Genomic DNA, 19,304 nt, shown 5'->3' on the forward strand with positions numbered 1-19,304 from the left:
TGCGTTCTCTCAAGCGCCACCCATGATCCGCTTTCTCCTTCTCACCCTTTTCGCCTCCATCGCGGCTGCCGAGCCAGTTCTCGAAAAAGTCGATGTCTTCACCGCCAACACGAATGGCATCGCCCGCTACCGCATTCCGGGCATCGTGGTGACGCAAAATGGCACTGTGTTGGCTTACTCAGAAGCACGGCGGAACAGCAGCTCCGATTGGGGCGAGATCGAAATCCACCTACGCCGCTCCACGGATGGCGGAAAGACGTGGGAAGCGGCCAAACACATCGCGCATCATGGCGCACGCTTGGAAGGCAATCCGCACAAGAAAAAGGACGGCGGCGAGAAGGAGCAGACGGTGAACAATCCCGTCGCCATCGTGGATCGCGAGACGGGGGCCATCGAGTTTCTTTACTGCATCAACTACGCCCGCTGCTACGCGATGCGCAGCACCGATGATGGCCTCACCTGGAGCTCGCCGGTGGATGTCACAGCCACGTTTGAGCCGTTTCGGAAGCACTACGACTGGAAAGTCATCGCCACCGGCCCCGGGCATGGCATTCAGCTCAAAAGCGGGCGCCTCGTGGTGCCCATCTGGCTCGCTTACGGCAAAGAAGGCGATCATTCACCCTCCGCAGCGGCCACGATCTACAGCGACGACCATGGCAAGACCTGGCTCGCAGGTGATCTCGCCGTGCCAAACAACAGCGAGTTCGGCAATCCGAATGAAACGATGCTCGCGGAGCTTTCCGATGGCGGCGTGATGCTCGTCACGCGCAGTGTGTCGAAGCCGAATCGTAAAATCATCACCCTCAGCCCGAACGGAGCCACCGGCTGGAGCAAGCCCGCGTTTCACGACCAACTCTGGGAACCGATCTGCATGGCCAGCATCACCGCCCATCCCACCAAGCCCGGAACGCTCATCTATTCCAATCCCCACACGCTGAAGCTCGACAAGGACGGCAAAGAAACGCCCGCAGGCCGTGGCAAACGCGAAAACCTCAGCATCAAACTCAGTCGCGACGACGGCAAGACCTGGCCCATCAGCAAAACACTCGACGCGGGCCCCAGCGCTTACTCCGACCTCGCCGTGCTGCCCGACGGCACCGTGCTGTGCCTGTGGGAAACGAAGAACGACATCCAATGCGCCCGCTTCAACCTCGACTGGATCACTGCACCATGAAGCACGTCGTTTTTTGTCTCGTGCTGCTTTCGCAGATCACTCTGGCGCAAAGCCCAGTGCCACGCGGAGACGAAGTCTATTCCGTCGAGCGCTGGGGAGCCACGGGCTTTCCCTCAGATGACACGGCGGCGATCCAGGCCGCACTCGACTTTGCCCGCGAGACGCCCTGCGTGCTGTTTTTCCCCGCACAGCGTTACCTCGTCCATCGCACGCTCACGATCAGCAATCCGGGTGACACACGAGCCTCCGCACCCACGCTTCGCGGTCGCGGTTCGGAGTTCACCAGCATTGAGTTTCGTGGTGCCAGCGGACCGTTGTTCAGCGTCACGGGCGTGAAAAAAGCGGGCCAGTTCCTGCATGATCTGAGCTTTGAAAAACTCCGCCTTGTCGGCAAAGGCCGCGACAAAGACGAGCACGCCATCGAGTTGATGGGCTGCTATGCTCCGAGCATTCGAAACGTCTCCATCACCGGCTTCGGTGGCGATGGCATTCGCGTGATCGGCGATCTCACGAAGGATGCGAACCCCGACTTCACCGCTACCATCTTCCTCGCCATCGAAGGCTGCACCATCAGCCGCATCGGTGGCCTTGGCTTTCGCGATCATCATCCCATCGGCTGCCCGAGCGTATCCATCGAGCGCAGCGTCTTCAATATGTGCGGCGCAGGCGGTGCGCTGATCCGCAGCGCTGGTTTCGTCATCGACCGCAGCTCTTTCGCGGGCTGCGGATGGAGCGGCGAGACCACATTGGTGAACGCCGAAGGCATCGGCCTGCAAATCCTCACGCCCGGTGCCAGCGTGTCACGCGGCCTCGTGCGAGCCTGCGAGTTCGACGCGAACCGCGCCGAGCATCTGCGCATGGATAACTTCGCCATGGCCCGGCTGGAGAACAATCGCTTCATCTACAATGATCGCTACGCCGCCGGCTTCCTCACACCGCCCATCGGCGCGAACATGGCCCCTCTCAGTGCCAATTCCGTGCTCACCGAGATCGTCATCGACGGCCTTTTTCATCGCCTCGACCAACCCGGCAAAGCCATCGGCCTCAAATGGTCCAACTCCGCCAACGTGGATGAAAACTCGATCGAGGTCCTCCGCGTCCGCACCACGAACGCTCCGAAAGCCGACTTCCAGCCCGTCGTGGGCAATCCTTAGCTCTCATGCGCACACTCGCCGTCTTCTTTTCATCATTCGTCATTGCTTCGCTTCGCTCACCCCTGCGGGGCAGCATACGCTTCGCGATGCTGGCTGTCTCGCTTTGCTCGGCTCTGGTTTCGTCATTCGCGGCTCCGCCGCGTCCGAACATCCTCTTCATCTACGCCGACGACTGGGGCTTCGGCGATCTCGCCTGCCACGGGCATCCGCATTTGAAGACGCCGAATCTCGACCGACTCGCGCGTGAGGGCACGGACTTCCATCAGTTCACCGTGTGTAATCCGGTTTGCTCGCCGAGCCGCACGGCCATCGTCACCGGCCAGTATCCGGCGCGGCATGGCGTGCATCAGCACTTCGCGGGTCATGCGGAGAATGTCGCTCGCGGCATGCCGGACTGGCTTGATCCAAAGGCACCACTGCTGCCGCGCACGCTGCATGAGGCCGGCTACGCCACCGCGCATTACGGCAAATGGCATCTCAGCGGCCAGGAGAAGAGCATGAGCGCTCCGCTGCCCGCTGAATACGGCTACGACGATGCCGCCGTGTGGGTCGGTCCAGGTCGCGATGTGTTTGAAGGCACCAGCCTCGCCAAAGTGCCCGCTAAAGAAGGCCCCATTTACCAAACCACCGCCGCCGCCGAGAACGCGTTGCGCTTCATCCGCAGCGTCAAAGACAAGCCTTTCTACCTCAACCTCTGGCTGCACGAGACGCATCACCTCGTCGCCGCTTCCGATGAGGACAAAAAAGAATATCCCGACACTGCGGAGCCGCAGCGCACCTACTACTCAGCCGTCACGCGTGCCGACAAACAAATCGGCCGCGTGCTTGCTCTGCTGGATGAACTCAAGCTCGCCGAAAACACGCTCGTCTTCTTCTCCAGCGACAACGGCCCCGAAAACTCGCACGCCAAGCCCGGCGAAAAATTTTATCACAGCGTCGGCACCACCGGCGGCCTTCGCGGGCGCAAACGCAGCCTCTACCTCGGCGGCGTGAACGTGCCCTTCATCGTCCGCTGGCCCGGCGTCGTGCCCGCAGGCCGCGTGGACAAAACGAGCGTGCTCGCCGGCGTCGATGTCATGCCCACGATCCTCGCTGCGCTCGAGGTGAAAGCGCCCGCCGGTTATCAAAGCGATGGCCTCAACGTGCTCGCCGCCCTCAAAGGCCAGCCTTTCCAACGCGAAGCCCCCGTCTTTTGGGAATGGCGCGGTCCGCATTCTCAGGAAGCCGATTGGCCCACCCACGCCATCCGCGATGGCGACCACGTCCTGCTCCACGACGAAAAATTCGCCCGCATCGAGCTCTACAACGTCATCACCTACCGCGAGCAGCAGCAGAACCTCGCGGACAAGCAGCCTGATGTCGTCGCCACACTCAAAGCCAAGCTCGACGTCTGGCGCAAAACCCTGCCCACGCCCTTTGTGCAATCCGGCAGCCGCGCCACCGTCGTCAAAGCAGCCGCCAAGCCGAAAAAAGCCCCAACCGTGGACCGCGCCGCCGCTTTCCAGCGCTGGGACAAAAACGCCGACAACATCCTCACCCTCGAAGAATACACGAACGGCCTCGCGAAGAAAGACGACGCGCCAAAACGCTTCCAAAGCTTCGACAAGAACAACGATGGCAAACTGACGCGTGAGGAATTCACCCAACCCTCCCGATAACTGCCATGCGCCGCCTCATTCTTTTTCTCGCCACACTTTGTCCGCTGCTCGCCACGGCTGCGAAGCCGAATCTGCTCATCATCACCACGGATGACATGAGCTGTGACTCAGTGGGCGCTTTTGGCTGCAAGCTGAAGGACACCACGCCGCACATGGACCGGCTCGCAGCGCGGTCGTTGCGTTTCAATCATGCGCATGTCGTCGTAGGGAACTGCATGCCCTCGCGCAATGTGATGTGGAGCGGCAAATATCCGCACAACAACGGCATCGAGGGCTTTCGTGCGATGTCGAAGGCCGCGAAGACCTATCCCGTGCTCGGCGATCTCGTGAAGGACGCGGGCTGGTTCACCGGCATCCGGCACAAGGTGGAGCACAGCACGCCCTACTCGCCGTTTCCGTGGGATGTGGACCTGCGGGAGGAAAAGAAGGACGATGTGAAGAACGCCGCGTCGTGGGGACGTGCGGCGAAACGCGGCATGGACGCCGCGAAGGCTGCCGGGAAGCCGTTTTGCCTGCTGCTCAATGTCGCGGACCCGCACAAACCTTTCTATGCTGAGGGAAACAAGGGTCAGACGGTGCCGGATGAAAACGTGCCGAGCCAAGTCTTCACCCCGGAGGAAAGTCCGGTGCCGGGCTTTCTGCCGGACGATCCGGTGGTGCGCAAAGAGCTGGCGCATTACTACAGCAGCGTGCGTCGCGCGGATGATTGCGTCGGTGAGATCCTCGCGGCGCTGAAAGCCAGCGGTGAGGAGGAAAACACCATCATCATCTTCCTCTCCGATCACGGCATGCCGCTGCCGTTTGCGAAAACGCAGCTCTACCATCACAGCAGCCGCACACCTCTCATGATTCGCTGGCCCGGTTTGACGAAAGACGGCGCGGTGGATGAGGCGCACCTGATTTCCACCGTCGATCTGCTGCCGACGATCCTCGATATGCTCGGCATCGCTTCGCCGGGCGGATTTGACGGCGCGTCTTTTGCGGAAGTGCTCAAAGGCGGCTCACAGCCTGAGCGCACGATGATTTTCAAGGAGCACAATGAAAACGCTGGTGGTCAAAACACGCCGATGCGTGCGGTGCAGACGAAGGACTGGCTGTACATCTTCAGCCCATGGTCCAATGGCACGCGTGTGATGAGCGGTGCCACCGCTGGCACGAGCACCTGCCGCCAGATGCGCGTGCTGGCGAAGAACAACGAGCAAATCGCCGCGCGGATCGACCTCTTTGACCACCGTGTGCCGGAGGAAGCCTATGAAGTGCGCTACGACCCGGATGCGCTCACCAATTTGATCGGGAAACCGGAGCACGCGCAGCGTGTGGCGGAGCTGGAGAAGGCTTTGGAAGACTGGATGGTGCGCACAAAGGACCCGCTGCTCGAAGTCTTTCGCAAACGAGACGACACGGCCTTCCGCGAGGAATTTACGAAGAGCCTCACCGCGAAGCAAATGAGCCGTGCGGAGCGTCAAAAGGCCAATTCGGTCGCCAAAACTGAAAATGAGGCACCAGGGCTCATTGCGCTGGTTTTACCGGAAAACGTCATCGCGGGCCAGACGGCCGTTTTGAGGCTCAAACACGCGTTTCCGGCCGAAATGGGCGAAAAGCCGGTGCAGGTTACTTTAAAGGACAGCAAAGGAACGCGGCTGAAACGCATCGAGGTGAATGCGAGCGGCGCGGGCGTGATCGAAGTGCCTTTTGAAATCCCTGCGGACGTTCAAGCCGTGAGTTTTGCCGGTCTGGTGGGCAAGAGCATCAAGGACGCGTTGCAGCATGTGCAGTCGAAGCCCATGAAAGTGCAGGGCAAAAAATAAGCGGGTCAATCCTGCCTGGGTGGCCTGTGGCCGCGGTGATGATGGCGGTATTTCCGCAGGAGGAGCCAGCCAGCTACCACGGCGGTGACTGCCACGATGAGTGCCAGCGTGGTGTAGGTGGCGGCAGGAGCAGGCGTTGTTGTTGCTACTGCTGACGAAGCGGGTGGGGCTGGTGCTGCGGCACGAAAGCGGAAGGCGCGGCTCGTTTCACCAGGGAAGACAGCTTGGAAGCGGCGATCGGATTCAGTGGAGCTGGTGTGAAAGAGGATGAGATCGGTCTTGGCAGATTTGCTGTAGTCGATTTGAAAGGTGGAGGCCGTGGTGGGGAGCGGGAGTGCCACGGTGGCGAGGAAATGCAGCTCGGCGGTGTCCGGGCGGAGGGGATGATTATCTGCGCCGTCGATGGGCTGGATGTCGAGATGGGGTAGGGGCACCTTTTTGCCGTCCAGTAGGGGAGAGAGGGCCTTTTCGAGGTATTCGCGGCATTTGGTGTGCGTGGCGGTGGCTTGCGCCGGGGTTTGCTCACGGTACCAGGAGCCAGGCACAGGTGGGAGCTGCGTGGGGTCTGCCGCGAGAAAGGCGCGGGGATCGAGATTGATCGCGAGCACGCAGCGGTCTTCTTTTTCAAAGCGGGCCTCGATCTCCGTACTGGGCACTACATGAGCCACTGCCATCCCTGAGAGGCAGAGGTAGATGAGTGTGATCTTTCGCAGGCAAAGCATGCCACTATCCATGCTGCCGACGCGGCTGCTCGCAACTGCCAGATGGACTCCGAATGATATTCCAGAACGGGAAGTCTTGACTTCCGGCTTGGGAATGGCTTCAAGAGAGGGAGTTTTTTTACCTAAATATGTCCGCACGCCTCAAATCACTGGAAAAAGACCTCGAGATCCCTCTCGAGGACTTCAACCTGATCGGTCGCAGCCCGGATGCGACGATCCGGCTGCTGGATGGTGGAGTGTCACGCCAGCATGCGACGATCCGGCGTGATGGCTCGCTTTTTGGGTGAGTGATCTGGGTAGTGCAAATGGCACCTTTGTGAATGATGTCGTGGTGAGTACCGCACGGGCGCTGCGACATGGTGATCGCGTGCAGATCGGCACGAGCCTGTTTTGTTTTGAAAGCGAGGATGAGAGTGGCTCTGGACACACGCAGGCTAGCACGACGCAGGCTCTCCATACCATCGCGCTACCGGCGAAGACGGTGAGGGGCGACGCTGTTGGTGGGCGATTTGCGTAATTTTACCGCCATTTCTGCGCAACTCAGTGCTGAGGAAGTCGCTGCGATGCTGCGTGAATGGTATGCGCAATGTGAGCAGGTGCTGAAAAGCCGCGGTGCGATCATTGATAAATTCATCGGTGACGGCGTCTTTGCCTACTGGAGTGGTGACAGCGCAGATGTGCGTGCCAAAGCTGCAGAGGCAGCGAAGATCCTCAGCTCTGCGGAGGCCAGCGATTCTCCGAAGCGCAAGTGGCTCAAAGAAAACATGAACATCGAGGTTCACTGCCACATCGGTCTCAATATCGGTGATGTGGCACTCAGTGCGATGGGACGTGGGATGTCCACAGCCGTCGGAGAGGCCGTGAATGTGACCTTCCGTATCGAAAGCCTGACGCGGAAGCTCCAGGTGCCGGTGCTGGCGGGTGCGAGCTTTCTCCATGGCTGGCCACAGGGGCTGGAGCTCTTCCAGACTGCGGGTATCCACGCGGTCAAAGGGCAACCAGAACCCGTCGAGGTCTATTCACTGATTGATGCCCCCACGATCACGCTGGGGGCGGTCTGATTCTGGGGATTTGGGGCTCAAATGGGCTCAAAAGCCCCTCTTTTGTAAGGTTTTCGTGCGCCGGAAACTCTCCTTGACGGTCTTTCATGCGGTTTTACCATCGCCACGCCCTGAATTTCATGGGGCGGACAGGCTTTTCGAGATTTTTAAAATGGTTGGAACTGGCCGCTGCCTCTCCGGATTTTTGGGCGAGTCATTTTTGTATTTCCCTCTCTCTCAAAACTTTTTTCCCATTTCTAATTCATGCTAGCCAGACTTTTTGGTTTCGTGGCCAACGACATCGGTATCGATCTCGGAACGGCCAACACACTCGTTTATGTTAAAGATCACGGCATCGTTTTGCGCGAGCCGTCAGTCGTCGCGGTGAAGACCGGGACGAATGAAGTCGTCGCTGTCGGTGATGATGCCAAGCGCATGCTCGGACGTACACCAGGTGGCATCACCGCGATCCGTCCGCTCAAAGATGGTGTCATCGCAGACTTCCGCGTGACGGAGGCGATGCTGCGCCACTTCATCCGTAAGGTACAAGGCGGACGCCGTCCGATGCGTGGCCCGCGTGTCGTCATCGCGGTGCCATCTGGCATCACGGAGGTCGAAAAGCGTGCAGTTATCGAAAGTGCCCAGCAAGCTGGTGCACGTGAAGTGCATCTCATGGAGGAGCCCATGGCTGCTGCGATCGGTGTCGGCTTGCCTGTGCAGGAAGCAGCGGGCAATATGATCGTCGATATCGGCGGTGGCACCACGGAGGTGGCCATCATCTCGCTCTCAGGCATTGTTTACAGCCGCAGTGTGCGTGTGGCAGGTGATGAGCTCGATGATTCGATCATCAACTACATGAAGCGTGCTTATAACCTCATGATCGGTGAGCGCACGGCTGAGGAGATCAAGCTGCGCATCGGTAGTGCCTTCCCGCTGGGCAAAGAGACGACGATGGAAGTCAAAGGCCGCGATATGGTCGCTGGCTTGCCCAAGACGATCACCATCACCAGTCAAGAGGTGCGTGAAGCGATGCTGGAGCCGCTCAATGCGATCATTGATGCAGTGCGCACCACACTGGAGCGCTGCCCGCCGGAGCTCTCAGCCGACCTTGTCGATCGTGGCATCATGCTGGCAGGTGGCGGAGCTTTGCTGCGCGGCCTCGACAAACTTCTCCAAGAAGAAACAGCGCTCCCAGTGCATGTGGCGGAAGATCCGCTCAGCGCCGTGGGCGAAGGAACGGGCCGCGTGCTCAATGAGCTGGAGTTCCTGCGGAAAGTCAGCACCACGGAAGTTTAGAAACCCAAGACGAGCGGTTCCGCACCGCGCGGTGTTTTTCTTCGACATAATAGCTGAAGGGAAACACCACGTCTCGCGGAGCGGCCCACACGGTCATGAAAAAGCTCAACCTCATCGCGCTGCTGATCTTCCTCGCGGGGCTAGCCTCGGTGTTCACCTTGGACACACCCGCAACGCGGCAGATTCAGTCGCGTGTGTTGAGCATCTTTTCGCCCTTCATTCATAGTAGTGAGGCATTGGAGAGTACAGCAGCCTCAGTGATGGCCGCACCACTCGATGCGAAGGCTCTGAAGCGTGACAATGAAGACCTGCGTGTGCAGGTGGAGCGTCTCCGCATCATCCAGCAGAAGTACAATCAGGTCACGGAAGAGAATGCCAAGCTGCTGAAGCTCATCGACTTCAAACAGGCTAGTCCATTCAAAATGACGCCAGCCAAAGTGATCCGCCGCAATGCGAGCACCTGGTGGAATAACATCATCATCGACAAAGGTTCACTCGATGGCATCGGCACTGATAGCCCGGTCATCACGTCGGTGGGACTCGTCGGTAAGACTTCCACCCTAGCGCCGCACATGGCAAAGGTGATCCTACTCACTGATGAGCTGTGCTGTGTGTCCGCACGTATCGAGGGAACTCTGGAGCAAGGCCTTCTCTACGGCGAGCGAGCAGCGCTGGACATCAAACCGGATTTGCGCCTTCGCTTTTTAAATCTCAATGCCGTGGTCAATGCCGGCTTCGGTGTGTACTCGACGGGGGAAGGCGGCGTGTTCCCGAAGGATCTCTTGCTGGGCAGAGTGAAGCGCTTTGAGAACAAAGAAATCACGGGTGAGGCTATTATCGAACCTGCGGTGGACTTTTCGACACTGGAGTATGTCTTTGTGATCGAGATGCAGAAAGGCGAAGCCGCTCCATCCGACATCGCACCCGCTCCCGCCGCGCCCCAGCAGACCACAGCGCCAGCGAGCCCACCCACGGCTCCTGGAAACCCCTGACGCACGACACGCACGGCCATGATCTTCCACCCTGTCGTCTTTATTTTGCTCATCCTGACCTTCATCGTGCAGGAGTTCATTCCAGGGATCGAGATCGCCCAGTTTGCCACGCTGTTTCTACCGCCTTTTTTTTTCTTTGCGGCCTCCGTCGCGGTGCCATTTCCAGTGATGCTGCTATTGGCATTCTGCACCGGCTTCATCTGGGATGCGCGGCATCTGCCAGGTGTGAGTGAGGCCGTCGGCGAAGCGGTTGTTTTCTTTGGCGAAGGCGGTGGTGCGGAGTTCACCCGCTCGATGAATCTCCCCTTTGGTGTCTCCATCATTCTTTTTGGCATGCTCGGCACGGTGTTACAGGGCATCCGCCCTCTCTTTAAAAGAGGCCGGCTAGAGTTCCCCGTGGTGATGGTCGGCGTAGCTACTTTTTCTTGGCTGTTGGTGCAGTATGTCATCATGACCTTTCTGCGTGGTCGGTTGGAGTTGGTCCCCATGCTGTGGATCAAGATGATCACCGACACGCTGCTTGCCATGTTGGCTGCACCGCTCATTTTCCTGCTCCTCTACTCGCTGGCAAGGCTCTCCAGCTATGAGATCAAATACGAAGGCCTGAGATACCGCTTCGATGGTCGTTAAATACCACTTCCGCCTCTATCTCTTCGCGCTCGCCATGCTCGGCGGGTTCGCGCTGCTGTCGTATCGGCTCTTTTCTCTCCAGATCACGCGGCGGGAAGAGTTCGCGAAGATCGTGCCCGGTGCCAAAGAAAAGCGTGCCCGTGTGCCTGGCCCGCGTGGCGAGATCAAGGACCGCAATGGCATCACCCTCGCCGCGAACAAGGCCACCTTTGAAGTCCGCGTGAATCTCTTTGAAGTCTTCGATGACTATCGCCGCACCCATAAAACGGTGCCAAAACACACCTTCATGGTGCCAGAGAGAGGCATCACGCGTGAAAAGCAGGAGTTTGATATCGTTGCCATGTTTGAGGAGACCATCGAGCCCTACCTGCGCCAGCTCGGTGTCGCCAATAGCTACGCCAGCCAGCAAGCCCGTGATGAGGAGATGAAGGGCATGCGCACGCACTTCCGCACCTTTGACAGCGGGGCTGCCGCACCGTGGGTTTACCGGGATAATCTCACCTTTGCTGAGTTTAGCCGCATCGCAGAGCATAATTTGGGTTTGCCAGGCGTGACCATTGAAGAGCGTGCCTCCCGTGTTTACCCGAAAGGAGCACTCGCTTGTCACATCCTCGGCTATGTCAGCCTGCCTGATGATCAGCGGGCTGTGGCGGAAGAAAACATCAAATGGGATTACCCCGTGCCAGATGAGTATGGCGTCTCTGGTGTGGAAAAAAGCTTTGATGACTATCTGCGTGGTCGCCCAGGTGTGCGCACGATGCAGCTCGATCGCCGTGGTCGCATGGTCGGTGAAAAAAGCTACGAGCCACCACGCAAAGGCAATGACGTCTATCTCACCCTCGATGCCCGCATGCAGATCGTCGCGGAAAAAGCCCTGCGTGATGGCAAAGTGGGCCGTGGGGCCGTCGTCGTCATCGACGTCAGCAATGGTGAGGTCATGGCCACTGCCAGCGTGCCATCATTTAATCCGAACAAATTCATCCCCAGCATCAGCCAAAAAGATTGGGATGTGATCAACGAGAGCAAAAGCAATCCGCTCATGAATCGCGCCATCAGCCGCTTCGCACCCGGCTCGACCTATAAAGTGCCCATCGCACTCGCAGGCTGCATCGCAGGCATCCAGGGGCGGCGCTACAACTGCTCTGGAGCCGTCACCTACGGCACCAATGCCATGCAGTGCTGGATTCAGCGTCAGAGTGGTGGAGCGCACGGCACGCTCGGCCTCAGTGATGCCATCATGAAGTCCTGCAACTGCTTCTTCTACCGCTATGGCAACGACGCCAAAATCAGCCGCATCTCCGAAATGGGCCGTCTGCTCGGTGTCGGGGAAAAAACAGGCATCGAGCTCGAAGACGAAAGCGCAGGCATTTTGCCCAACCCCGATTGGCTCCGTATCCACAAGCCCGGCGAGCGCTGGAGTGATGGATACACGGCCAATACCTCCATCGGCCAGGGCTTCGTACTCGCCACGCCGCTGCAAATGGCCTCCGTCACTGCCACCGTGGCCAATGGAGGCAAAGCATGGCGTCCGCACCTACTCAAACGCGTGGTGGATGGCAGCCAGATCGTGCTCGAAAACCAGCCCAGCCTCCGTGGCGACCTCACCGCCAATGTGAAGGCCGAGCAGATCGAAATCGTGCGCAAAGGCATGTGGAAAGTCGTCAATGACCCTAGCGGCACAGGCAAATCCGCTCGCATCACCGGCATCGAAGTGGCCGGAAAGACCGGTACAGCACAGAATTGGCGTTTTGAGGGCAAAACCAAGATTGATGACAATCACACCTGGTTCATCAGCTTCGCCCCCTATCTGAATCCACGCTTCGCATGCTGTATACTCGTGCAAAACGGCAAATCTGGCGGTTCAGTGGCCGCCCCTGTCGCACGGCGTGTTTTAGAGCAATGCCTCGCCATCGACCGCGGTGCCTACCAGCCTGCCGTGGATGAGTTACAGCCCGCAGAGGGCCATTTTCGTCAAATCGAAGCCATCGCCTATGCCGATGCTGCCCTCCCGGCAGTGCCCGGCACCGACGACGATGGCGACACAGGCGCAGGTGCGCCTGCTACGCGTGAATCGAGCGATGAACCGGCCCCGCGCAAACGCGCAAAGCCCAACATCAACCGCAAGTCCTCCAACTCTAGCAGTTCCGTGCCCAAGGCCGTGCCTGTGCGGAGGGCCGCTCCTCAACCCCAACCTCAACCCGCCCAACCAGGCGGCTTCTTCCGCAGGATTTTCCGCTGAAAACACTGCTTCTATTCTTCAACAGCCCTTTTTCCATCCTCCCTCTATGGCACTCACTTTTATCCAACGCATCCGCGAGGCTCCTCACCGGCAAAAAAGACATCCGCACGGGCATCCGACTCGTCATCAACTGCGAAAAACTCGAAAACCGTGTCGCCCTGCTCGATAACGGAGCCGTCGAAGAGTACAACATCGAGCGTGTCGGCACCTCCAGCATCATCAACAGCGTCTTCAAAGGCCGCATCCGCAATATCGAGCAAGGCCTCAAGGCCATGTTCATCGACATCGGGCTCGATAAGAATGCCTTCCTCCATTTCTGGGACGCTATCCCCGCTGCTCTCGAAGGCATGGAAGAGGTCAATCGCCGTGGCAGCAAAAAAAAGAAGCGTATCGAGTCCAAGGATATCCCCAGCCTCTATCCCGTCGGCTCTGAAATCATGGTGCAAGTCACCAAAGGCCCTGTCGGTAACAAAGGCCCCCGCGTCACCACCAATATCTCCCTCGCGGGTCGCCTGCTCGTCCTCATGCCGCTCAATGACACCTGCGGTATCTCCCGCAAGATCGAAGACCCCGTCGAGCGTGCTCGCCTGCGCAAGATCCTGGAAGACATCGACCTCCCAGAAGGCATGGGCGTCATCCTCCGCACGGAGGCCATGGGCAAACGTGCCCGCCACATCATCCGCGATCTGAATATCCTCATCGAGCAGTGGAACGAAACCGTCGCCACACGCGATAGCCGTCCAGCACCCGTTTGTTGCCTCCAGGAGCCCGACCTCGTCGAGCGCACTGTGCGTGACTTCCTCACGGAAGACATCGACGAAGTCGCTTGCGACGACCAAGCCACCGTCGAGCGCATGCAAAAGCTCGCCGCCCAGATCAGCAAGCGTGCCAAGCGCCGCATCAACTTCTACCAGGGCCAGACGGCGATCTTTGAGCATTACGGCATCCAGAAGCAGATCGACAACGCCTTCTACCGCCAGGTCTGGCTGCCATGCGGCGGCTACATCGTCATCGACCAGACGGAGGCCCTCGTCGCCATCGACGTGAACACCGGCCGCAACAAAGGCCAGAAGGACCAAGACAAGCTGCTCACGGAAACCAATCTCGAAGCAGCCGCAGAAGTCGCCCGCCAGCTCCGCCTGCGGAACATGGGTGGGCTCATCGTCGTCGATTTCATCGACATGAAGCACCGCAAAGACCAGCAGGCCGTGTACAAGGCCATGCTTCAGCATCTGAAGCGTGACAAAGCGAAGACCCAAGTCACCCAGATCAGCCCATTTGGCCTCATGGAGATGACCCGCCAGCGGCTCAATGAATCGCTCGGCACCACGCTTTACGAACCCTGCCCCTACTGCAAAGGCCACGGCCAGGTGAAGACTCCGCTCACCATGTCCGTCGAGCTCCAGCGCCGACTCAGTGCCGTGCTGGGTCGCCTGCCAGAAAATGAGCGCAGCATCCTCGTCGTCGTGCATCCAGACGTCATGAACCGCCTCAAAACCGAAGACGGCGAGCTCCTCGTCGCCCTGGAGCGAAAATATGGTGCCCGCCTCACCTTCCGCACAGACCCATCCTTCCACCGGGAGCACTTCACCCTGGTGAACGCTCAATCCGGCGAAGAGCTCAAAAACTAAAGCTCGGTGATTTCACCCTGATGGGACCAGCCCTGGCTTGCCACCTGCAAAGACTGGCAAGCAGCGGCTGTGCTAGACCGATTTTGGCATAACCACGTTCTGGTTTGGCATAACGGGGCTTTCTGACATGGGGCCTGCCCTGGGGCGTATTTTCGGCAAAACAAGAGGCGATGACCTTTTGCTTGCCCCGAGTTTCAACCATCCCCCACCCCCGCCCCCCATGAAAACTCTCCACTCCACACTCCCAGCTCTCCGCTGCGATCTATCTCGCCGCTCGGTGATGACCCGCATGGCACAGACCTGCCTCGGCGTGGGCATGCTGCCGTCGATGGAGCATCTTTTCAGCAGCAGAGCACTCGCTGCGGGTGAGGGCGCCGCCATCGCGAAGCAAGCCGCCACCGCACGCAATGTCATCTTCCTCTACATGACCGGGGGGCAGAGCCATCTCGACACCTGGGACCCGAAGCCGGACAACAAAGAGGTGCAGGGCCCCGTGAAAGCCATCAAGACCAGTGCGGATGGCGTGCAGATCAGCGAATACCTGCCACGCATCGCCAAAAGATGCACCACGCCACGGTCATCAACTCCATGGCTACCAACACTGCGGCGCATGAGCAGGCGAATTACTTCATGCACACCAGCTTCGGCCTGCGCAGCACCATCAAGCATCCAGGCATGGGCGCATGGCTCAGCTTTTTCCAAGGGCCTGGAAATCCTGCTCTGCCACCCTATGTCTATATCGGCAATGATAGCCGCCATCCAGGAGCCGGCTTCTTCGCAAAGAAACACGGCCCACTCATGGTCAATAACCCCGAGTCCGGTCTGCAAAATGTCCGTCCGCAAAAGGCGTCACGGATGAGCGCTTCGCCCTGCGCCGTGAGCTAGCAGGTGCTTTGGATGAGGACTTCCAGCACAAATGGGACACCCGCAACGTGAAGGCCTACTCGGATATGTATGACGATGCCGTCCGCCTCATGAAGAGCGAGGATCTCGTCGCCTTTGACCTCAGCAAAGAGCCAGAGGCGCTGCGTCAGAGCTACGGGCGTGACACCTTCGGTCAGGGCTGCCTACTCGCACGCCGCCTGGTCGAGCACGGGGTGCGCTTCATTGAGGTCAGCTTTGGCAGTTGGGACACGCACACGGCGAATTTCATCAACACGCCCCGCCTCTGTGACACCCTCGATACCGCACTCACGGCTCTCGTCACTGACTTGGAGCAGCGCGGCATGCTGGACAGCACCATGATCGTCGTCAGCTCTGAATTTGGCCGCACACCCAAGATCAATCAGAATCAGGGCCGCGATCACTTCCCCATCTTTAGCTCCGTCATCTTCGGCGGCGGGATCAAAGGCGGTCTGAAATATGGTGCCACCACGCCCGATGGTGCGGGCATCGCCGCAGACAAGGTGGGCCCGCCAGATCTCAATGCCACCATCGGCTACGCCCTCGGCTTACCGTTGGATCAAGTCATCTTCAGCCCCAGCAAGCGCCCATTCACCGTCGCCGATAAAGGCCAGCCGCTGACGCATCTCTTTGCGTGAGTACGTGCCCTCATGCTCGCCACTTCAGCGGCACCATCTCGCCATTCCAGGCGTGATCGGGCTGGTGGGTGTGTGTCGTGACCTCTGCGCCATCCTGCGTGAGTCGCAGCATCGTCCAGCCCGTGGTCGAGGTCTTTTTATCCGCCACATACGAGGTCGCGGGTGTGTTCAGAATGTGGACGCCCGCATGCGAAAAATAATCGCGGTGATGGATGTGGCCGTGGATATACGCTTTGACGTGCTTACGCGTCGCTAGGGCCTCCCACAGCGCATCGCTATCCTCCAGGCCACCGGGGAAGTGCAGGGGATCACCGCCCAGCCGCGGATTATGATGCGCAAAAAGCAGCGCTGGCCGGTCCGCATGCTCATCCAGCCTCTGCTTCAGCCAGGACATCTGCGCCTCGCCGATCAGACCCTGCGTCACCATCGTCTCCTTCAGCGTGTCGAGCAGGAAAAGATTCACACCCGCGAGTTGCACGAGGCTGACGTGCTTGGACATCACGGCGGGAGATCCGGGCCTCTCTGCGCTCAAGACACCGTAAAAAGCCTCCAGATTATCGTGATTGCCCATGGTGAGATGCAGCGCCACGCCGGCTGCACGCAGGGGCTCGATCAGCTTTGCAAACTGCTCGTAGTCGCCCTTTCTCCCGTCTTTGAGCGCTAGATCGCCATTGATGATCACGGCAGCAGGCCGCTTCGGCAGCGCCAGCAGCCAGGAGATGGTGTGACGCAGATTTTCCTGAATCGACGCCTTCGGCGACTGCTGCGCTCCGATATGCGTATCATTCAAAATCGCGATCAAAGCATCATCCACCTCAGCGGCATGGCTTTGCGACTGAGACACCACCACCGCAGCTCCGAGCCTGGGTGATAAACTGGCGGCGTGATGTGAGATGCACGGGCATAAGGCCCAAAAAACGGCCTCTGACGGAAGAATCTTCGTCGGCATGCGCTGGCGGCGTCTTGCCAGCACCGGAAACAGCGCCTAGCTTTTCGATTGTCATGAACCGCCGCTCCTTCCTCGCCTCCACCTTTGCCTCCGCTGCCACCGCCTCCCTGTCCAATGCCGCCATCCAGGCTGGGAAGCTGCCCATCGGCCTGGATCACTTCTCCGTACGAGCAACAGGCTGGAAAGCCGCTCAATACATCGACTACGCCGCCTCTCTGAAGCTGGACACGATTTTTCTATCGGAGCTAGGCGTGTTCGAAAACTACGAAGAGGCCTATTTGAAGAGCCTCAAGGCTCAAGCCGACCGCGCCGGGCTGAAAATCTATGTCGGCACCGGCAGCGTGTGCGATAGCTCGAACACCTGGAAACCTGCCAATGGCACTGGCGCCGACCATCTGGCTCTCACCATCAAAATCGCCAAGGCCCTCGGCTCCCCAGTCGCCCGCTGCTACCTAGGAAATCAAAAAGACCGCGCCACGGACGGCGGCATCGCCAAACACATCGAAAACACCGTCAAGTCGATCAAAGCCAACCAATCGCGTGCAGAGGCTGAAGGCATCAAAATCGCCATCGAAAACCACGCTGGCGACATGCAAAGCGCCGAGCTGCGCGAGCTCATCGAAATCGCCGGAAAAGGATATGTCGGGGCCAATATCGACCCCGGCAATGCCGTGTGGGCACTGGAAGAGCCGATGCAGCATCTCGAAGTGCTCGGTCCCGTCACCGTCTGCTCCAGCGTGCGTGACAGCATGCTCTGGGAGGATGAAAAAGGCACCGTCATGGTGCAATGGACCGCCGTGGGCGAAGGCCTCGTCGATTTCAAAGCCTACGCCAAGCGCTTCGCCGAGCTCGCCCCAGGCGTCCCGCTCCAGGTCGAGACGATCTCCGGCTTTGCCCGTCCCTTTGAAACGACCAAAGAGGAGTTCTGGAAGATCTTCCCCGGCCACCGCGACAGCGACATGTACAAAGCCTGGCTCGCCATGGCCAAGCGCGGCAAAAAGATCGAAAGCTTCAAAGCACCCGATGGCCCGGCCAAAAAGGACGCCGAAATCGCCCATCAAAAAGCCGAGTGCGAGCGCAGCTTTCAGTGGCTCAAAAACAACGCCTAACAATCTGCACGATTGTTGGCGTTAAAGAGGGCGTATGTCGCATCCAGATCGTCTTCCCCGTGCATGGCTCATCGTGGGAGTGCTGTGGGTCGTCGCGGCGTTGAATTACCTGGACCGCATCATGATCACGACGATGCGGGATTCGCTCACGCAGGCGGTGCCGATGACGGATGCGCAGTTCGGCCTGCTGACAGCCGTTTTTCTTTGGGTGTATGGGTTGCTGAGCCCGCTCGCGGGATTTTTGGCGGATCGGTTTGATCGCAGTCGGCTGATTGTGATGAGTTTGCTGGTCTGGTCGTTGCTGACGTGGCTCACGGGGCATGCGCGGAGTTTTGAGGAGCTGACCGTGGTGCGGGCTCTCATGGGCATCAGTGAGGCGGCATATCTGCCAGCGGCGCTGGCGCTGATCGCGGATTACCATCGCGGCAGCACGCGCTCACTGGCGACGGGTATTCACATGACGGGGCTGAGCGTGGGCACTGGACTAGCGGGGATCGGTGGCTGGGTGGCGGAGAGGTACGGATGGTCGGCGGCGTTCGATGTGTTTGGGCTCTTCGGTGTCGTGTATGCACTGGCGTTGCTCTTTGTGCTCCGTGATCCACGGAGTGATGTCACTGCTCTCACGGGGCAGGGGGGCGGCCCTGCGGACGCGGAAACACCGCGTCTCGGCCAGGCGCTGGCCAGTTTGTTCAGTAGTAGCTCGTTCCTACTGCTTCTCGCCTTCTGGGGGCTGCTGGCGCTAGCAGGCTGGGCGGTGGCGGGGTGGATGCCGACGTATTTTAAAGAGCAGTTCAGGCTCGATCAGGGGGCGGCGGGTATTTCCGCCACGAGTTATCTCGCGGGTGCGATGTTGCTCGGAAAACTCGTCGGTGGAGCCTGGGCAGACCGCTGGAGCCGTACGAATGAGCGAGCTCGTATCCTGGTGCCAGCCATCGGCCTCTTCATCGCCGCCCCGGCTACGCTGCTCGTCGCCAAGACGAGCGTGCTGGCCCTCGCCATCGCTGGTTTGTCGCTTTACGGCTTCATGCGCGTGTTTTCGGATGCGAATCTGATGCCCATCCTCTGCCAGGTCTGTGATCGTCGCTACCGTGCGACGGGCTATGGTGTGTTGAACCTGTTTTCCTGCCTAGTGGGCGGTATCACCGTGTATCTCGGCGGGGTTTTGCGAGATGCGCACATCAGCGTAAGTGCGCTCTTTCAGGCGGCGGCTGTGGGGCTGCTTGTTTGCGGCGTTTTGATGGTCTGTGTAAAACCCCAAAAGCCAGACGCCTGAGATGGATCTGCATGCCCACAGGTAGGGAGATCTGGGCTGGAGGCGGGGCCAAAACGGTCTTAAGCCACCCGCTTGCCAAAATGGCAGG

At 59.4% G+C, this 19,304-nt stretch carries 14 protein-coding genes and 2 pseudogenes; 14 read left to right on the top strand and 2 right to left on the bottom strand.

From position 1 onward, the window contains the following. The first annotated feature begins 22 nt into the window (after positions 1-22). From IPK32_08165 to IPK32_08180, 4 genes are read left to right on the top strand one after another with little or no spacing between them, the layout of a single operon-like run. On the top strand, positions 23-1,174 hold the full coding sequence (locus tag IPK32_08165) for an exo-alpha-sialidase (protein ID MBK8091946.1): 1,152 nt from the start codon (positions 23-25) through the stop codon (positions 1,172-1,174). Continuing rightward, positions 1,171-2,328, top strand: a complete 1,158-nt coding sequence (locus IPK32_08170) for a right-handed parallel beta-helix repeat-containing protein (GenBank protein MBK8091947.1) — start codon at positions 1,171-1,173, stop codon at positions 2,326-2,328. The genes IPK32_08165 and IPK32_08170 overlap by 4 nt, the downstream gene beginning before the upstream one ends. 5 nt (positions 2,329-2,333) lie before the next feature. Beyond that, a complete protein-coding gene (locus tag IPK32_08175) occupies positions 2,334-3,986 on the top strand; it encodes a sulfatase-like hydrolase/transferase (protein ID MBK8091948.1) in 1,653 nt (550 codons plus the stop codon). 5 nt (positions 3,987-3,991) lie between these two features. Further along, positions 3,992-5,794, top strand: coding sequence for a sulfatase-like hydrolase/transferase (locus tag IPK32_08180; protein MBK8091949.1), 1,803 nt, complete (start codon positions 3,992-3,994; stop codon positions 5,792-5,794). A gap of 5 nt (positions 5,795-5,799) precedes the next feature. Here the strand turns inward: IPK32_08180 and IPK32_08185 are convergent, their stop codons facing one another. Further along, positions 5,800-6,516, bottom strand: coding sequence for a hypothetical protein (locus IPK32_08185; protein MBK8091950.1), 717 nt, complete (start codon positions 6,514-6,516; stop codon positions 5,800-5,802). Positions 6,517-6,644: 128 nt separating this feature from the next. Between IPK32_08185 and IPK32_08190 the strand changes: the two are divergent. From IPK32_08190 to IPK32_08225, 8 genes and pseudogenes are all read left to right on the top strand, one after another. Beyond that, a pseudogene (locus IPK32_08190) lies at positions 6,645-7,033 on the top strand (FHA domain-containing protein). Next, complete coding sequence (locus tag IPK32_08195; protein MBK8091951.1) at positions 7,026-7,577, top strand: adenylate/guanylate cyclase domain-containing protein; 552 nt, start codon at positions 7,026-7,028, stop codon at positions 7,575-7,577. Before IPK32_08190 ends, IPK32_08195 begins: the two are co-directional and overlap by 8 nt. A 243-nt stretch (positions 7,578-7,820) precedes the next feature. Continuing rightward, entirely contained in the window at positions 7,821-8,852 is a 1,032-nt protein-coding gene (locus IPK32_08200) for a rod shape-determining protein (protein ID MBK8091952.1), read from the top strand. 95 nt (positions 8,853-8,947) lie between these two features. Next, positions 8,948-9,844 carry a rod shape-determining protein MreC gene (gene mreC / locus IPK32_08205; protein MBK8091953.1) on the top strand — a complete coding sequence of 299 codons (897 nt, stop codon included), beginning with the start codon at positions 8,948-8,950 and terminating at the stop codon, positions 9,842-9,844. Between the two features lie 18 nt (positions 9,845-9,862). After that, positions 9,863-10,474 carry a hypothetical protein gene (locus IPK32_08210; protein ID MBK8091954.1) on the top strand — a complete coding sequence of 204 codons (612 nt, stop codon included), beginning with the start codon at positions 9,863-9,865 and terminating at the stop codon, positions 10,472-10,474. Next, entirely contained in the window at positions 10,464-12,713 is a 2,250-nt protein-coding gene (gene mrdA, locus IPK32_08215) for a penicillin-binding protein 2 (GenBank protein ID MBK8091955.1), read from the top strand. The genes IPK32_08210 and mrdA overlap by 11 nt, the downstream gene beginning before the upstream one ends. Before the next feature lie 101 nt (positions 12,714-12,814). Further along, on the top strand, positions 12,815-14,344 hold the full coding sequence (locus IPK32_08220; protein ID MBK8091956.1) for an Rne/Rng family ribonuclease: 1,530 nt from the start codon (positions 12,815-12,817) through the stop codon (positions 14,342-14,344). Positions 14,345-14,564: 220 nt separating this feature from the next. After that, positions 14,565-15,885, top strand: a pseudogene (locus tag IPK32_08225) (DUF1501 domain-containing protein). Between the two features lie 10 nt (positions 15,886-15,895). Here IPK32_08225 and IPK32_08230 read toward each other — a convergent pair. Beyond that, complete coding sequence (locus IPK32_08230; GenBank protein MBK8091957.1) at positions 15,896-16,834, bottom strand: metallophosphoesterase; 939 nt, start codon at positions 16,832-16,834, stop codon at positions 15,896-15,898. Positions 16,835-16,887: 53 nt separating this feature from the next. Here IPK32_08230 and IPK32_08235 point away from each other — a divergent pair, with 53 nt between their 5' ends. Continuing rightward, a complete protein-coding gene (locus IPK32_08235; GenBank protein ID MBK8091958.1) occupies positions 16,888-17,943 on the top strand; it encodes a sugar phosphate isomerase/epimerase in 1,056 nt (351 codons plus the stop codon). Between the two features lie 34 nt (positions 17,944-17,977). Then, positions 17,978-19,216: an MFS transporter gene (locus IPK32_08240; protein ID MBK8091959.1), complete on the top strand. Its 1,239-nt coding sequence runs from the start codon at positions 17,978-17,980 to the stop codon at positions 19,214-19,216. Positions 19,217-19,304 lie beyond the last annotated feature (88 nt).

Source organism: Verrucomicrobiaceae bacterium (assembly GCA_016713035.1).
Lineage (GTDB): Bacteria > Verrucomicrobiota > Verrucomicrobiia > Verrucomicrobiales > Verrucomicrobiaceae > Prosthecobacter.

Bases quoted from the DNA above. Each gene is read 5' to 3' on its own strand.
- mreC (MBK8091953.1), top strand. From the start codon at position 8,948: ATGAAAAAGCTCAACCTCATCGCGCTGCTGATCTTCCTCGCGGGGCTA.
- IPK32_08235 (MBK8091958.1), top strand. From the start codon at position 16,888: ATGAACCGCCGCTCCTTCCTCGCCTCCACCTTTGCCTCCGCTGCCACC.
- IPK32_08170 (MBK8091947.1), top strand. From the start codon at position 1,171: ATGAAGCACGTCGTTTTTTGTCTCGTGCTGCTTTCGCAGATCACTCTG.
- mrdA (MBK8091955.1), top strand. From the start codon at position 10,464: ATGGTCGTTAAATACCACTTCCGCCTCTATCTCTTCGCGCTCGCCATG.
- IPK32_08185 (MBK8091950.1), bottom strand. From the start codon at position 6,516: ATGCTTTGCCTGCGAAAGATCACACTCATCTACCTCTGCCTCTCAGGG.
- IPK32_08200 (MBK8091952.1), top strand. From the start codon at position 7,821: ATGCTAGCCAGACTTTTTGGTTTCGTGGCCAACGACATCGGTATCGAT.
- IPK32_08230 (MBK8091957.1), bottom strand. From the start codon at position 16,834: ATGCCGACGAAGATTCTTCCGTCAGAGGCCGTTTTTTGGGCCTTATGC.
- IPK32_08180 (MBK8091949.1), top strand. From the start codon at position 3,992: ATGCGCCGCCTCATTCTTTTTCTCGCCACACTTTGTCCGCTGCTCGCC.
- IPK32_08240 (MBK8091959.1), top strand. From the start codon at position 17,978: ATGTCGCATCCAGATCGTCTTCCCCGTGCATGGCTCATCGTGGGAGTG.
- IPK32_08175 (MBK8091948.1), top strand. From the start codon at position 2,334: ATGCGCACACTCGCCGTCTTCTTTTCATCATTCGTCATTGCTTCGCTT.
- IPK32_08210 (MBK8091954.1), top strand. From the start codon at position 9,863: ATGATCTTCCACCCTGTCGTCTTTATTTTGCTCATCCTGACCTTCATC.
- IPK32_08165 (MBK8091946.1), top strand. From the start codon at position 23: ATGATCCGCTTTCTCCTTCTCACCCTTTTCGCCTCCATCGCGGCTGCC.